This window comes from Halomonas sp. ATBC28 (assembly GCF_005937175.1).
Classification (GTDB): domain Bacteria; phylum Pseudomonadota; class Gammaproteobacteria; order Pseudomonadales; family Halomonadaceae; genus Vreelandella; species Vreelandella titanicae.
In genome coordinates this window covers 80,517-96,971 of the sequence record NZ_VCQL01000010.1, presented here as the reverse complement: position 1 = coordinate 96,971, position 16,455 = coordinate 80,517, and the positions used below count along the sequence as shown (strand labels likewise).

8 protein-coding genes are annotated in these 16,455 nt (G+C 52.5%); 2 read left to right on the top strand and 6 right to left on the bottom strand.

Going from position 1 to position 16,455, the window contains the following annotated elements; genetic code table 11:
- The first annotated feature begins 86 nt into the window (after positions 1-86).
- Together E0L35_RS13175 and E0L35_RS13170 are read left to right on the top strand one after the other, a co-directional pair.
- Positions 87-788 carry a transglutaminase-like cysteine peptidase gene (locus E0L35_RS13175; protein ID WP_009287953.1) on the top strand — a complete coding sequence of 234 codons (702 nt, stop codon included), beginning with the start codon at positions 87-89 and terminating at the stop codon, positions 786-788.
- Between the two features lie 14 nt (positions 789-802).
- Positions 803-2,704: an EAL domain-containing protein gene (locus E0L35_RS13170; protein ID WP_138800506.1), complete on the top strand. Its 1,902-nt coding sequence runs from the start codon at positions 803-805 to the stop codon at positions 2,702-2,704.
- A 23-nt stretch (positions 2,705-2,727) separates the two neighbouring features.
- Here E0L35_RS13170 and E0L35_RS13165 read toward each other — a convergent pair whose 3' ends face one another.
- The 6 genes from E0L35_RS13165 to E0L35_RS13140 all read right to left on the bottom strand — a co-directional run bounded on the left by E0L35_RS13165 (position 2,728) and on the right by E0L35_RS13140 (position 16,403).
- Positions 2,728-3,048, bottom strand: a complete 321-nt coding sequence (locus E0L35_RS13165; protein ID WP_022522757.1) for a hypothetical protein — start codon at positions 3,046-3,048, stop codon at positions 2,728-2,730.
- Between the two features lie 104 nt (positions 3,049-3,152).
- On the bottom strand, positions 3,153-10,295 hold the full coding sequence (locus E0L35_RS13160; RefSeq protein ID WP_138800505.1) for a retention module-containing protein: 7,143 nt from the start codon (positions 10,293-10,295) through the stop codon (positions 3,153-3,155).
- A gap of 233 nt (positions 10,296-10,528) precedes the next feature.
- Entirely contained in the window at positions 10,529-11,155 is a 627-nt protein-coding gene (locus E0L35_RS13155) for a response regulator transcription factor (RefSeq protein ID WP_027960157.1), read from the bottom strand.
- On the bottom strand, positions 11,155-12,585 hold the full coding sequence (locus tag E0L35_RS13150) for an HlyD family type I secretion periplasmic adaptor subunit (protein WP_138800504.1): 1,431 nt from the start codon (positions 12,583-12,585) through the stop codon (positions 11,155-11,157). Before E0L35_RS13150 ends, E0L35_RS13155 begins: the two co-directional genes overlap by 1 nt.
- Positions 12,585-14,762, bottom strand: a complete 2,178-nt coding sequence (locus E0L35_RS13145; RefSeq protein WP_138800503.1) for a type I secretion system permease/ATPase — start codon at positions 14,760-14,762, stop codon at positions 12,585-12,587. Before E0L35_RS13145 ends, E0L35_RS13150 begins: the two co-directional genes overlap by 1 nt.
- 123 nt (positions 14,763-14,885) lie before the next feature.
- Entirely contained in the window at positions 14,886-16,403 is a 1,518-nt protein-coding gene (locus E0L35_RS13140) for a TolC family outer membrane protein (protein ID WP_249362139.1), read from the bottom strand.
- Positions 16,404-16,455: the final 52 nt, after the last annotated feature.

Below are 16,455 nucleotides of genomic sequence, written 5' to 3'. Positions count from 1 at the left end.
CCTCAGCCTTTTGACTGAGAGGTGTAGCACTTCCACTCGTCAGCTTGTAATCTTAAGCCCTATTTGGCGGTTACTAACGGCGACTCATGCCTGCATCCTCGCATCACACTCCTACATTCTCGCGTCGACAGTTCTTAGCAACAGTCGGCGCGCTTTGGTTAGGCGCAGGTCTTGGCATTCATCCAACGCCTGCCGCAGCGTTTGATCCACAACGCCTACGCCAAAGCATGCAGCAACAGTATGGGCAGGCTGGTTTGTCCGTATTAGAGGAGTGGTTTAACCTGCTTCAACAGCTACAAAACCAAGACGTTCAAGCCAAGCTGCGTGGGGTTAATGACTTCTTTAATCGCCGCATCCGGTGGATTGACGATATCCAGGTGTGGGGGCAAGAGGATTATTGGGCTACGCCTTTGGAAGCAATGGGTAAAGGCCAGGGAGATTGCGAGGATTACTCCATTGCCAAGTACATTACCCTTAAACAATTAGGCATTACTAGTCAGTACCTACGCATGATTTATGTCCGTGCGCGCATTGGGCGTAGTCAAATTACCCAAGCCCACATGGTGCTAGGCTATTACTCGACCCCAGATGCAGAACCGTTGGTGCTAGACAATATTGTACCGTCTATCACCCCTGCCTCTCAGCGTACTGATCTCGACCCACTGTTTAGTTTTAATAGCGATGGACTTTGGGCAGGTGGTTCTTCTGAATCCCGCGCAGACCCATTGGCTCGGCTATCACGCTGGCGCAGCGTCATTGAACGTATGCAAACCCAGGGTTTCATTTAAGAGGAATTGGCACGATGTCACTTATCAAACAACTTTGGATTGCCATTATCGCCCTGCTGCTGCTGTCGTTCATTGGTAGTCTTGCCATTAGTATTACCACTAGCCGCGATTATATCGAACAGGAAGTGCGCATTAAGAACGCTGACAATGCTACCGCTCTGGCGCTTTCAATGAGCCAGCTCGATAAAGACCTTGTCACCCTCGAACTGTTAATCGCAGCTCAATTTGACACCGGCTACTACCGCCGAATCACCCTGCGCGATACGGACGATAGCGTACTTATTGAACGCTCCGCCGAAGAGTATAGTGGCGATGTGCCCGCCTGGTTTCGTCAGCTTATTGAGTTTGATGTGCCCGACGGCACCGCGACGATTCAAGATGGCTGGCGACAGTACGGTACGTTGGAGCTTGAGAGCCAACACAGTTTTGCCTACGCCTCTTTATGGCGCAGCATGCTGGAACTCGCTGCTTGGTTTTTACTTGCCGGAGTAATTAGTTTAGCGATTGCTACCGTGATCGTTCGTGGTATTAAGCACCCCCTTTCCCGCGTCGTCACTCAGGCGCAAGATATCAGTGCGCGGCGGTTTACCACTATTAAGGAGCCACGCACGCTGGAGTTACGCCAAGTCACTCAAGCAATGAACGTGCTTTCTGCCAATGTCCATCAGATGCTCAGTCATGAAAGCCATAAGCTGGACGAGTTACGCCGCCATTTACAGCATGACCGAGTCACCGGTGCGCTGAATCGCGACGTGTTTATGGGTAAGCTTTCGTCTCAATTGGGCAGTGAAGATGCCCGCGCAACGGGCATGTTGATCATGGTTCGCGTACAGGCATTAGAGTCACTCAATGAGCAGCTCGGCTACGCTGCCACAGACCAACTATTAAATACGCTGGTTACCCAGTTGGGGCAATTGGACAGTGCGTCGGCAGAACCAATGGTAGGCCGCCTTAACGGCAGCGATTTTATCTTTATGCTGCCGCTTATGGATGATGTAGAGGAGCTTCGAATTCAGGTGATGGCAGCGTTAGCCGAGATAGCCGCCACGCAGCCCGACGTGGAGGTTTATCTACCAACGGCGATTGTACCTTATGCTCCACATGATGATCGCGGCACACTGTTAGCCACCCTGGATGACGCTTTGGCACAAGCCGAAAGCCTAACGTCCTTTGAACAGGTAGTCGTGCGTCAGCGCAAGCGTATTTCACTCTACAGCAGCCATGCCGAATGGCGAAATGCACTGGAAGCAGCAATCCTGGTTGGCCCTGAGTTAGCGTACTTCCCGGTAGTAGACGCTCACGGAGACATCATCCATTACGAATGCCCGGCTCGCTTACTGCTAGGTGGGGAGTGGCAAACCGCCGGAGTCTTTATTCCCTGGATCACCCGCTTTGAGATGGAGCCTGCACTTGATTTAGCCGTGGTCAAAAAAGCGCTCGCTAATCTAGAAGATGATATAAAGCCGGTAGGCATTAACCTCTCTGCGGCATCGATCACTAATACACAGTTCGTTAACGAGCTACGGACTCTGTTGGCAGCACACCCGCTATTGGCCAAGCAGCTCTGCTTTGAAGTGCCCGCCACGCTTAGCACGCACGCGATTGGTAGCTTACGAGGGCTTTGTACCGCCTTACGGCCCCTTGGTTGCACGTTTGGTATAGAGCATGTGGGGGCAGAGTTCACCAAACTTGCAGATTTACACGATGTGGGTCTTGCTTACTTAAAAATGGATAGCAGTCTTATTCACCAACTGCATGCTTCAAATGAGCAGCAAACCATTGTCCGCGGCATGGCTACGCTCTGCCATTCATTGGGCATTCAGGTGATAGGGGAAGGCGTTGCAGATGATGAGGAAATAGCCTGCCTGTTCCGCGTGGGTGTCGATGGAGCCACCGGACCAGGCGTACGCCTTTAACGCATAAACGCAATCGACGACGACTAGATAGTGTCGTCGTCGCTTAGCAAACCTACATCATTTTTAACCCGCAAGGACTTACGCTCCATCACTTTCGCCTGTGCAGCTTCCGGAAGGTCAGTGAAAGTGATGACTCCCTTGTTTAGTAACACCTCAAGAATATCTTCTACCACCCTCACAAACGCTAAGTCAGACGCTATAAAGTGTGCTGAGGATCCTGGCTGATCAGCAAGGAAAGCCAGTACCTCAGGTGAATCAGGATCAATCGTTTCGTTGCACTCTGACGTTGGCTCTTTGCTGAGCATCAGGATCTCGCCGGATGTATTACGTTTGGTGTAGAGCATGACCTGTCCTCTGTAAGTAAACGCGCTCAAGTATTGCGAAAGGTAATTAAAGCATTAATACAACAAGGCCGCCCTGTGGGCGGCCTTGTTGATTGTACGACTGATTAAATATCAGAGTTACTGGTAGCATGGTCATTATGTAGTTTCACATAATCAGTATGCCCACCCGCCGGTTCCACTTCAGTCGACACAGTGCTTTCTTGCGGCGCATCAGGAGCAGGCTTGGCTTTCTCTTCACCACTTTCAGAAGGCGGCAGCAGGCTATCAACGCTTTCGTCTTCATCACTGGAGAACAACTCACTCTCACTTAGTGAAGCCTCGATATCACCTTCAGATTCGCTAGTCTGCAACTCACTCGCGGGGACTGGTGTTGTTGCATTCTCTGAATCATCGTTCAAGGTAAACAGCGTCTCGTCATCTTCTAGCAACGAATAGCCATTACCGCTACTTTCCGGTTCCTCTTTTTCATCCCCTGGTGTTGCTGGAGCAACGTTAGTGACTTCATCATTGTCAGCCAGCACTTCTTCTTGCGCTAGTTCATCACCCTGCGTTAGAGCATCATCCTGACTCTGCTCGTCATCAGGTGTCGCTACACCTTCTTCAACGACTTCTTCTTCACTCTCATCTTCTGACGCCTTATCGCTTGAAGAGGTATCGTCATTTGTAATGTTATCGTCACGACTTTCTTCCTCATCGATGTCTTCAGCATCGTCAACAGTGGTGTCGTCTGTCGGCTCTGGCTCGTCTACCGCTTCCTCCCCTTCAACAGAAGGTTGAGTTTCTTCTTCACTGTTAATCAGTGCGTCAAGCTCTTCGGCACTCATCAAGAAGCCTGCTTCAGCGAAGGTGATGAGACCATCATCACCTATATCGGCAGTGGCAAACGAAGCGACCAACTGGCCATTAGCAAATAGCTCAACGGTGTCACCTTCGTCAAAAGCAAACATTCCATCGGTGAGTTCACCGATCAAGCCACTGCTGGTTTGGTAGGTCAGACCGTCGATCACGTCATGAGCGAGCACCGCCGTTTTGATTGAATCATCCGTATGTTCATCAAAGGTGGTAATCCCCGCATGCTTCTCAAGCATATCGCGCACGTGCTGCATGGCGTCTTCTTCGGTGACGTAGCTATCACCAACTCCCTCCAGTGCCGATTTAAGCTCAGCCTCGGAAACGTTACGCAAATCAAGCGTACTGCCTTCAAAGGCGGCGTTCATGGCGGAGGTAATGGTGATGCCGTTATCGGCTATGCCGTCCGCGTCCAGCGACTGCAGGAACACTGCCATATTCTCAACGTACTCATTGTTGAGGTCAGTCAGCTCGGTATTCGCCATTTCCTGCAGGAACACTTTGCCATCGGCAAGGGCTTCCGCGGAGGCGGTACCTATCACGACATCGCCTACCATAAAGGTCACCGAATCGCCGTCACGGTACTCAAAAGCACCGTTCTCATCGGTAGTACCGCTAAGCCCGGAGGAGGTGGTGTACATCGCGCCTTCTACAATGCCGTCGACCAGCTGTGCCTGCGTCGCGTTATAAGCTGCCAGGCTTTTAATCTCGAACTCTCCACCGGTACGCACGACCTTAACAGAATCAAATTCAAAGCCGGGAGTGAACGTTTGTTCAAACGAACCATTATTACTCCCCTTGGAAAGGTATGAATAGCCTAGAGAGTTGCCGTCCTCATAAAATTCTACATACCCTGAGTCGAAAACCCCACCGAACCCTTGGAGCTCAATATCTACACTGGTAGCGTTTCCACCTAAATTATAAGGCTCGGATGGATCCCACCAATTCAATGTATGATCATCGTTACTTTCGAAACCTTCCCATGAGCCTTCAGGTTCACCGCTGTTATCGTCAGGCTCAGAAGCAGTATTATCTGGCGGTATCGGTACAGTTTTGCTTTCAGCCGAATCCGTTGCTGAACGAGTTAATGTTTCGACCGTTGTATCCGTGGTGCCTGGATTAGACTCGGTCGCAATAGCTTCAGCGGAAAGCTGGAAATCTTCGCCCGCCTGACCAACAGGTACTGTCAATGTCAAACCATTGCCGCTGTAGCTGGTCTCACCCGGATCTACTTCGATCAGCCAACTGCCATCACCCTGTTCTGCCCCCTGACTAAGCACACCACCTTCGGGTACGCCTGTGACTTTAATACTCAAGGTCTCACTGCCATCTGTATCGCTAAGTGCAGCAGTTAAATCAACAGCATATTGATAAGCAGATACCTCAGTAACTTCAACAGAGCCAACCGAAACGGTTGCACCTTGAATAGTCGCTGTTTCAGATGTCTCTGTTGTTGCTGCACTAAATTCCAGCGTCAATCTTCCTTGACTGTCAAGAGTCGTGGTAATCGAAACATTATCAACGAAGTTAAGGTTGTAATTCGATGAAGAGCCATAATCATCAAAAACAAACTCTTCATCGCCATTTGCTCTGACAACCCAACGGTCATCAAACACATTCCAGCCACTATTCCAGCTACCTTGGATTAGCACGGGCATATCGACAGTAACTTGTTGACCAGCAAACACTGTGCCAAAGTCAAATACTTGGGTTGAAGCTTCAGAATAATTGTAATTAGGCGTTCCCTGTATATTGCCATCTCCACGCTCTTCACCAAGTAGCTCAGTAAACTCCCTAGATTGACCCGAAATGGTGCCTGTCTCATCGACAGACATCGCATCGCCAAGAGAGATGGCAACAGTTGGTTTATCAGCAACGGCATCAATATTGACCGTCGTCATATAAGTATCCGCTGACCAATTTTGTCCATCGGAGACTTTAAATTCAAATGACGTATCTGCGTCTGTATCCGAATTAGCAGGAATAAACGCAAGCTCACCGTTAGTCAGCTGTTGAGCTGTCACCTCCTCGCCAACCGCCACGTCAATTCCATTTAACTGAAGCTTACCAATTTCGTTATCAGGCAAAGACTCTATGCGCACACTTTCTAATGGTTCGTTATCTACATCCGAGTAGTCACCAAAATCATTGATACCCAAAACTACATTGGAAGCGCCCTCATTCAAGCTGACAACGTCGTTGGTGGAGGTTGGAGTGCTATCAGCGTCGATAATAGTCGCTTCGGCGGACTCGCCTCCTACTGTAAGTGTGAAAGTTTCATCCGCTTCGTCGATAAAGTCTTCAATCGTTTCAACGGTGATGCTGAACGTTGTAATACCCGCAGGCACAGCGATCTGGCCGTTGGCATAAGTAACACCATCACTGAAGGTGGCGTTCGCCAGCACGTCATCATAGTCCGAACCGCTGGTGGCAGTATCACCGGTGGCACCTAGGCTGATGGCGTAGGTCTGGGTGCTGCCACTAGAATTGCTCAGCGCGACCTCGAAGACGGCATTGTCGCCTTCGTCTACCTCTCCGCCTTGGGCAGCGGTAGTGATACTCTCAATCGTAGGAGTGTTGTTCTCTAGTGTTAAGCTGACTGGTACAGCAACCTCTTCGAAGTTGCCATTCACCTCAATGACCTTCGCAACCAGATCTTCGGCACCATCGGTTTCAACCGCCACAGATCCCTTGCCATTGCGATCAAGCTTGACTTCATAAATCTCGCCACCAATATTTACCGTAGCGGTCGGGAAAGTATCTACGAAATCATACTTGCTTTCGTCAGGATGGTTGGATGTCTCAATTTCGAAGATGACTTCGGATGCACCATCAATACTAATCGCCTCACCGTTCATCACTTCCTTGTATTGAATGGAATGGATTAGGTAATCATCATCGAAACCAACTGCTGTGAACTCCGCACGGACAAACGTTTCGCCACTTCCCGGCTCAAAGGTATATGAGTTGTCAACACGGTCAGAACCACCAGCCGCATGCTCTGTTTTGGTGACTTTGCCCTCAGCGTCGTAGTAAGTCACTAGAGCATCCGTCGACGTACCGCCGCCAGACACGATTGCCCAACCAACAGAGTTTCCATCTTCATCAAAGAATTCAACTTTTGCCTTCTCACCGTTGTTACGCCAAGCGAACTGAATATCAAAGGTTTTCACTTCGTTATTAAAGTCAACAACGATTTTTTCGCTACCACCGTTAGTACCATAACCAAGTTCGCTGCTATCACCACTACCAGAAGTTGAACCCTCGACGCCAAATCCATCGTGGTCGGTGCCTGTGACTTTGGAGATAGCTCCTTGATCATCCTCGGATCGATAGGCTGTCACGGTGAAGCTATCGGTGTCATCGACATTGCCAACATTAATTTCAGAAGTTTTCGTCACAATGGCAGTGATGCCAACAGTGGTGATGTCGATAGTATCGTTGACCGTTACCATCGCGGAATCACTACTGTCTAGTTTCTCAAAGTTGTGATCACCTTCATCAGCAACTGAGACGCTGTAACTTTCACTATCAAGGTAGACGTCGTCACCCTGAACCACGAACGCGTTTGAGGTGCCTTCAGTGGCTCCTTCAGCAAACACAATGGTGGCTCCATTGCTTAAAGTCACGGTAAAGCCTTGGCCCGCCGGGTTGCTGAGCGTGGCAGTGATAGTCGCTGTACCAGTCCCTTCCTCCACGGAGACATCATTCAAGGTGAGCGTGGTGATATCGATGCTATCGACAACTTCATGCGCGGTGGCACTGTTTACAAGATTGAGGTCTTCGTAGCCGCTGTTATTGCTGCTTTCAAAGTTGGTCGGTGCACTAATGGTATCGCTATCAACAAACACATCGGGATCACTGAAAGTGAACTCAGTGGTGCCGCTGGTGGCACCCGCTTCTATTGTAATAGTTTGCTGCTCGCCATTGACGTCGAAGGTGAAGGTTTCAGTCGCTGTTGGTGCAGTGCCCAGTGTGATGGTGTAGGTCACTGTGACAGCGTCTTCGTTGCTGCCTGCTGCCTGCGTCGAGGTCAGTGTGGCATCGACGGTGTCGATAGTGTCGGTGACCGTGGTCTCGGCGGCGTCGCCCAGGGTGACGTTCTCGAACGCGCTGCCGTCGGTGGCCGCGGCGTCTTCAAGGGCCACGGTGACGTTCTCGCCGTCCACGAAGACGTCGTCGCCTTGCGGGTCACGGGTGTAGGTGGCGTCGGTCTCGCCGGCGGCGATGGTGACGGTGTTGCCGCCGTCCAGGGTGACGGTGACGTCGCGGTCGACCGCTTCACTGAGGCTGACCGTGAAGGTCTGCTCTTCGGCTTCGCTGAACTCGGCTTGGTCGGCCACGATGCTGACGCTGATCGCGTCGCCGCCATTGGGATCACCAGGATCGCCTGGGTTACCCGGGGTGCCGGGTTCGTCGGTGACGGTGACGCTGGTCTCACCGGCGGTGACGAGTTGTTCGAACTCACTGTCGCTGTCGTTCTCTACCGTGGCGATGCTGTTGACCAGGGTGGCTTGGCCGCCTTCGAAGGCGTCGTCGGCGGCGGTCACGGTGGCGCTGCCGCTGAGTTCTCCGGCGGCGATGGTGACCGTGGAACCGTCGGCGAGGCGGAACTCGAGGCCGTTGTGTCCGCTGAGGTCGGCGCCTTGCGGGCCGGTCAGCGTCACGGTGTAGGTGACGGTGCCGCCTTCGGCGACGCTGTCACTGTCGGCACTCAGGGTGGCGGTGACGGTGTCGATAGTGTCGGTGACCGTGGTCTCGGCGGCGTCGCCCAGGGTGACGTTCTCGAACGCGCTGCCGTCGGTGGCCGCGGCGTCTTCAAGGGCCACGGTGACGTTCTCGCCGTCCACGAAGACGTCGTCGCCTTGCGGGTCACGGGTGTAGGTGGCGTCGGTCTCGCCGGCGGCGATGGTGACGGTGTTGCCGCCGTCCAGGGTGACGGTGACGTCGCGGTCGACCGCTTCACTGAGGCTGACCGTGAAGGTCTGCTCTTCGGCTTCGCTGAACTCGGCTTGGTCGGCCACGATGCTGACGCTGATCGCGTCGCCGCCATTGGGATCACCAGGATCGCCTGGGTTACCCGGGGTGCCGGGTTCGTCGGTGACGGTGACGCTGGTCTCACCGGCGGTGACGAGTTGTTCGAACTCACTGTCGCTGTCGTTCTCTACCGTGGCGATGCTGTTGACCAGGGTGGCTTGGCCGCCTTCGAAGGCGTCGTCGGCGGCGGTCACGGTGGCGCTGCCGCTGAGTTCTCCGGCGGCGATGGTGACCGTGGAACCGTCGGCGAGGCGGAACTCGAGGCCGTTGTGTCCGCTGAGGTCGGCGCCTTGCGGGCCGGTCAGCGTCACGGTGTAAGTGACGGTGCCGCCTTCGGCGACGCTGTCACTGTCGGCACTCAGGGTGGCGGTGACGGTGTCGCTGTCGTCAATCGTGACGACGGTGGCTTCGGCACTGCTATCCAGGGACTCGAACTCACCACCAGTAGTGCCTGTGATAGCAAAAGTCTGGCTTTCCTCGCCTTGCTCGTAGACATCATCCGAGCGGCTGTCGAAGGTCACACTGCCAGTTGTTTCACCCGCGGCAATAGTGATCTGTTGCCCATTATTCAGTGTAATAACCAACGGACTGCCCTGAGGGGCGCTGCTAACGCTGGCTGAAACGGTGATCGACTCACCTTCAATGACCTGCTGAGGAACACTTAGGGTAATAACACCAGTCACTCCAGTACCTGGAGTTGGTTCTGGCTCAGGGGTCGGTTCTGGCTCAGGGGTCGGTTCTGGCTCAGGGGTCGGTTCTGGCTCAGGGGTCGGTTCTGGCTCAGGGGTCGGTTCTGGTTCGGGGGCCGGTTCTGGCTCGGGGGTCGGTTCTGGCTCGGGGGTCGGTTCGGGTTCTTGCTCAGGCACTTCATCAGCGGTAGCCGTTGCTACAGCACCACCGTCAAATTCAACAAACTCAGTGCCCTCTAGACCACCTTCGGTGCTGAAACTAAGCGGATCGGTTTCTTCGGCGATACGAGCAACGCGTACGAAATCGCTGCCACCGCCACCGCCACCGGCACCACCACCGGCTGCAGTCGCGTCAAGCAGGTCAAGTAAATCGCCCTCTCCGTCGTCTAGGGCGGCAAGCAGGGCATCAAGATCGTCGTCTTGGGCACTGGCGTCTTCCGTTGCAACGATAAGATCACTAACCAAGTCGGCAGTAACGGCCACCTCTTGACCGCCCTCTACTACATTGGCGTCCGTACCGTCAGCGAAATCTAGCTCTACGCGACCATTATCGGAGGTGATTAGCGTTTCGCCTTCTTGAAGCGTATCACCAATGCGCAGCTCACGTAGATTGCCAGCTTCGTCACGCGCCCATGCTTGCCCTGTAATAGCGATTACCGTTGCAGTTGCCATGTGTCACTCCTAGATCATTGACCGATCACTGTTTGGTGCCACTTAATCCTAGTGAATTAGCACTAGTGAGATTAGCGGCACATGAATCCATCCTAGGTGAGTAAGCAATTAAAAAGTATTGTACCGATGGACAAAAAAATGAGGCCTTTTAGGCCTCATTCTGTAACGCAACAACGACTGATTAGTGATGCCACTATTGGTGAATATCTCCCAACAATTAATGTCTGGCTATGCTAAGAACTTAACTGTTCAGCAATCGGGGCCAGCTTAAGGATCAACTGCAGCCGATCCCGTACCGCTAATTTTTTAAAAATAGCGCTTAAATGCGCCTTAACGGTACGCTCGGTAATATCCAACTGTCTCGCCACCTCTTTATTGGTAGCACCCCGAGCCACGGCGAGTGCCACTCCTCGCTCCCGCTCAGTTAGCAGTTCAAGATATTCACTATACTGAAATGAGGCGCCTTGATGGCGCTGCTGGAGCGTCTTAAATGAGCCACCCAGCACTTTGGCTAGCAGCTCTTGTCCTACCCATATGCCTTGATTGGTCACCACCAATGCCACCTGCTTAAGCACCTCAGGGGCGGCTAAGGTATGCACATAGCCACGAGCACCAAGATCTAACGCTCTCAACGCTTCCCGGTCATCCGGTGCATAACTGAGCACTACGGCAACAGCACCTTCAGCAACAATTAAAGGGACTAACTGTGGCCAATTTTTAACAGTAGTGGAAAGCCATACCAAGTCGTTCGGTTGAGCCGATTGGAGCACGGCTTCAGGGTCTGATGAACCAATATTTTCAAACGCTTTTTTCCAACGCCCTTTTAAACTACCGTCGCTGGTAATGAACCAATGCTTCATCAGCGTTCCCCCATGGAATCACGCCACGCTCTTAAGACAGGTTTCAGCATAAACTGCATCACTGTGCGCTTGCCCGTTACTATGTCCACTTGCGCCGTCATGCCGGGAATTACTTGTAGTTTATCGGCGACATTTTCGTTTTCTAAACTGCGCACCCGCACTTGATAGAAGGTATTACCGTCATCATCAGTAATGGTATCGGCGCTAATACGCTCAAGCTCGGCCTGTAAGCCACCATAAATGGCATAGTCATAGGCCGTCAGTTTGATAGTCGCAGGCTGCCCAGGATGCAAAAAGGCGATATCTTGCGGGGCGATGCGCGCCTCAACCAGCAGTTGGTCGTCAGTAGGCACGATTTCAACAACCTCTTCCCCTGGCTGAGCAACACCACCTATGGTGTTGATATGTATGCGCTGAACAATACCATCAACCGGCGAGCGAATTTCGGTCAGTCGTACCTTATCCTGCAAACCAGTTCCCGATTGTTGCAATGCATTTAGGTCGCCCAACGTTTGAGCCAGATCATTCCGCCACTCACTCCGGCGTTCGGCACCCAGCTCCAGCAATTGCCCTTCTGCTTCTTCCACCCCGGCCTCTAAACGTGAAACAGCGGCATCCGCTTGGTTACGCTCCCCTGTGGCACTAGATACATCTCTCTCTAAGCGTAGCACTTCTACCTCAGACACAGCCCCCGAAGCCAACAGCGGGCGAGTCAAGTTAAGCTCTTGACTGGCCATATTGACTTCACGCTGGGCTGTATCACGGCGAGCTTGCGCCTCTCGCAGCTCTTCCTGACGCTGACGAATGCGGTCATTAAGCACATTTTCTTGTTCGCGCAACTCTTCACGACGGCTTTCATAAACCTCGCGCTCTTGCATCACAATGTCAGGCACTTCTTGACGGAGCTCTTCGGAAGGCTCAAACGCAGTACCCGTTGCTAGCGCACGTAGCCTTTCAGCACGCGCCTGAAGCGCATAACGCTGGGCACGGTTTTCTCGAAAATCAGAAACAAAGCGCGTAGGGTCGATCTGCATCAGCACTTGACCTGCCTCGACGATCTGCCCTTCGCGAATAAAGATCTGTTCAACAACGCCACCATCAAAAGACTGGATACGCTGTAGTTGGCTTGCAGGGATCACTCGCCCTGCCCCACGGGTTACTTCATCGATAGAAGCAAAATACGCCCACACTAACAACGCAACCACAGTGAGCAGGACGGTATAGAGGAATAACCGTGCACGAATGGGCTCTTGCTGCATACGCGCCCAGTCGGTATCGCTTGCCCAATCGCGGTTTAGGTGGGCAGAGGTCACACGCTTGGCAAACAAGCGATCCATAAAAGGGCGAAATGGTTTTTGGCCTTTTTCTGAAAAACGGCCAATGGCGTCAAAACCTTTTTGCTCGGTCGTGGAAGAGGGTTTACGCGCCATTACGATGCCCTCCCGATCTGGCCTTTACGCAATGCCTCTACCACTGTATCCCGCGGGCCATCCGCTACGACCTTGCCAGCATCCATGACAATAATTCGGTCGACCAATGAGAGGAGCGAGGTACGGTGCGTGACCACTAGGATGGTTTTGCCAGCAGCGACGTTTTTAAGGTTGGCTTTAAACGCTTCTTCGCTAGCATTATCCATAGAGCTTGTCGGTTCATCTAACAGCAAAATAGGCGGATCCTGCACTAGCGCACGGGCAATGGCGACAGACTGTTTTTGCCCGCCGGAAAGTGCTTGGCCGCGTTCACCTACTTGCAAATCCACGCCATGTGGGTGGTTGTTGACGAGTGACTCTAGGCCGGCCAAGTCAATCGCTCTAAGCAATGCCTCATCCTCAACGCGGTCGCTACCGCCACCCGCCACAATATTGTCCCGCAGAGATCCTGAAAACAGGCTAACGTCTTGAGGAACATAGCCAATATGACGGCGCAACTGCAGTGGGTCTAACTGGCGAATATCCACGTTATCAACCAGCACGGCCCCCGAGGTTGGCTGATAAAACCCTAGCACTAGCTTGTTTAATGAAGATTTGCCGCAACCAATGCGGCCAAGTAACGCAACTTTCTCACCGGCTTTGACAGTTATCGATACATCTTTCAGCGCCTCGCGCTCTTCATTGGGGTAACGAAGAGTGACTTTCTCAAGGCGTATATTGCCGGCGAAGCTGGGCTTTTCTACATAAGCCTTGCCTTCATGGCGCTCAACCTTCTTATCCATTACCGCATTGAGTGACTCAAGCGCCGTGGAGGATTGATGATATTGCGCCAGCAGCGCTGCAGCCTGACTTATAGGTGCCATCGCCCGGGAAGAGAGCATATAAGCGGCAATCAACCCACCCTGGGTGAGGTTACCTTCGATGATTTGATATACACCGACGATAATGACGCACACCGCCACACTGTGCTGCGCCCACTGGGCCACGCTGGAGACTGAGGTGCTCACCATCTTAAGCTGCGCGCCAGTACGGGAAAGGAAGGCAGATGATTTTTCCCAGTGGCGCTGGATACGGCTTTCAGCCCGCAGGGCCTTAACATTTTCTAATTGGGAAATAGACTCTACCAACAGTGAGTTGCGCTGTGCGCCGACTTCCCAGGTAGTTTGAGAAAGTTCATGAAGCTTACCCTGAGCAGCCAGCGCGTAGAGCAGCACAAATACGATGCCCACCAATACCGGCAGCACTAGCCAGGGATTAATCAGCGCGATAATCGCCGCAAACATCAGTACGAACGGAAGATCGACAATCCCCAGAATGGTCGCAGAACCAATAAACGCGCGTACCGACTCAAAAGACTGGAGCGTCGAAGTGAACGAGCCGGTTGATGCGGGGCGCTCTTCTAAACGAAGGCCCAATGCTTTAGCCATGATTGAGGAAGAGAGCTTCACATCCGCACGGCTAGCGGCTAAGTCGACAAAGCTGCTGCGCATTAGCCTGAGTACCAAATCAAAGCACAGCACTATAAAGATGCCTATTGCCAGCACCCATAGCGTTTCCGTTGCCTGATTGGGCACTACTCGGTCATAGACGTTAAGCACGAACAGCGGCATGGCGATGGCAAACACATTGATCGCCACTGACCCCAACACGATATCGCGATAGAGAGGTCTGCTTTCGCGAATGACGCCCCAAAACCAGTGCTGGTCGCGGCGTTTCTTGACGCCTGGTTCCGAGGCGTTATCCGCTAAAAACTTAGGGCGAACGTAAATAGCTTCGCCGCTATAGCCTGCATACAGCTCTTCCAGGGGCAGTTCAACGTTTGATTCAGATAGTTCAGGAAAAATGACGTTCGCTTTTTGCTGTTTGAGATCTATCCCCAACAGTACGCACGCCCTACCTGGTTCCAGCAATAGAATAGCGGGAAAGAGAGCGGGGTTAAGCGCCGACAGCTTACTTTTAACAATTCGCGCCGTCAGTCCAGCACGGGAGGCAGCCCTACCAAATACGGAAGGCGTTAGCTTGCCCTGCTCCAAGGGCAAGCCAGCTCTAAGGGCCTCTGATGACACCTCATGCTGATGAAATGAGGCAACCGCTTTCAAACATTCGAGTAACTCATCGCCTACTGGCTGCTCGCTAGCATTTGCAGCGATCGGCCTTTCCAGCTTGGTTTGTGTCACAGAAACCTCATTCCCCTAATGCCTATTTAGACATCTATTTCCCCTATGATTAGCGGAAGCCGCTAATCCTTCGCCGCCAGACGACGAACAACCCTGTTTTTTATACAGCAACATCCAGACACGTTAGCCGTTAGTGACAAACGTATCCTCGTGACTCAATTGTAGATTTTGAGAAGTAATGACTGGCTCCTCATTGGCTGAATAAGACAAAGCTATCATATCTACTTGAGTGGGTAGCGAAGAAATACCGCGCGTAAAGTCTTCTAAATTAAAGCCACGAGGCCCTTCCGTTCCACAGGCCATCTCAGCGCTAAGTGTGGCGTCGTCGTACCCCAATTCGTCAAGAGTGGGGATATCGTCACGCACCACTTCAAGGGTGTGCATAAGCTGCCCCATTGCTGCTAGCGTACGCGCTTGAGCCAAAGTTAAGTCAAACTCTGCATTCGCGTAGGCTCGGCTGGCTTCGAAGTACTCGTTTTCACTATCAAGCACGTCCAACAAAGTACGTTGGCCAATATCAAACTGCTGCTGGTAAGCCCCACGAACCCGGTTAATCGATTGGCGATGATCATTCAAATAGTTCAATTGCTCACCCAAACGCTGGGTATCGTTATAAGCAATTTGCGTGGTTTGACGTACGTTTGTACAAGCCGTTTCGCGCTGGTTGACAGCTTGTTCAATACGCGTGGCCGCCGCATCAAAAGCTGCACTATCAGAACCACCGCGATAGAGGTTCATGCTGGCGACCAGTTGAATACTGTGCTCATCACTGCGCCCAGCTATCGAGTCGTCTTGATTATTGGTGCCCGTACGTCCCTGTATATCCAGGCGGGGCATAAAGGCGGCCTTCGCAGCCTCTTGTTCCGCACGTTGCACAGCAATATTTTCAATCGCGGCATGGAACTCAGGGTTCCCCTCAAATGCCATTTCGATCGCTTGGTTGACACCAGCGGGTAGTTCATCGGCCAAGCTAGGTGCAGGCGACATATTCTGAGGAGGAAGTTCGCCTACGATACGCTGATAGCGAGCCGTTACATCGTGCAGGTTCGACGCCTCGGTCATCAAGTTGGATTCGGCTAATGCCAAACGGCCGCTAATTTGCTCTAGGTCAACGCCACGGCCCGCCCCGGAAAGCGCACGCTCTTCAATTTGCGAGAACACACGTTGGTGTTCGCGGTAATTATCTTGAGCTAAACGCACCATCTCGCGGTAGCGAAGCACATCAAGGTAGGTGCGAAAAGCTTCAAGCGTCACCTCTTCACTTGCACCCAGCAGCTCAAAATAGGCAATCAGCCGAGTGCGATCCAAACGCTCTACTTCGCTACGGGTGGCAAACCCATCAAACACCATTTGGGTGAGCGTGAGCTCAGCAAAGTCACTGCTATAGCTTCCGCGCCCATCATTTTGCTGGTCTTGCCGACCCACGCCCGCAGAGATATCAATAGAAGGCAAATAATTACCCTTTGCGACTCTGACATCGCTCCCAGAAGCGCTAAAGTTCGCCCATGCAGCGTTTACATCGGGATTAGTAATGATCGTTTGTTGAATAGTACTGGGAAGATCAGTGGCACCTGGCGCGTAGAGGCTAGCGGGTAGCGACTGCGCTAATGCCGTAAGCGGGACACACGCTAACGTGGTCATTGTCAGCGGCTTAAAAACATGGTGACAGAAGGTTTTTTTTAGTCTCGATACG

What these genes read in the sequence shown, in the direction of transcription:
- E0L35_RS13165 (WP_022522757.1), bottom strand. Translation starts at nt 3,048, where the DNA reads ATGCTCTACACCAAACGTAATACATCCGGCGAGATCCTGATGCTCAGC.
- E0L35_RS13170 (WP_138800506.1), top strand. Translation starts at nt 803, where the DNA reads ATGTCACTTATCAAACAACTTTGGATTGCCATTATCGCCCTGCTGCTG.
- E0L35_RS13160 (WP_138800505.1), bottom strand. Translation starts at nt 10,295, where the DNA reads ATGGCAACTGCAACGGTAATCGCTATTACAGGGCAAGCATGGGCGCGT.
- E0L35_RS13175 (WP_009287953.1), top strand. Translation starts at nt 87, where the DNA reads ATGCCTGCATCCTCGCATCACACTCCTACATTCTCGCGTCGACAGTTC.
- E0L35_RS13150 (WP_138800504.1), bottom strand. Translation starts at nt 12,585, where the DNA reads ATGGCGCGTAAACCCTCTTCCACGACCGAGCAAAAAGGTTTTGACGCC.
- E0L35_RS13155 (WP_027960157.1), bottom strand. Translation starts at nt 11,155, where the DNA reads ATGAAGCATTGGTTCATTACCAGCGACGGTAGTTTAAAAGGGCGTTGG.
- E0L35_RS13140 (WP_249362139.1), bottom strand. Translation starts at nt 16,403, where the DNA reads ATGACCACGTTAGCGTGTGTCCCGCTTACGGCATTAGCGCAGTCGCTA.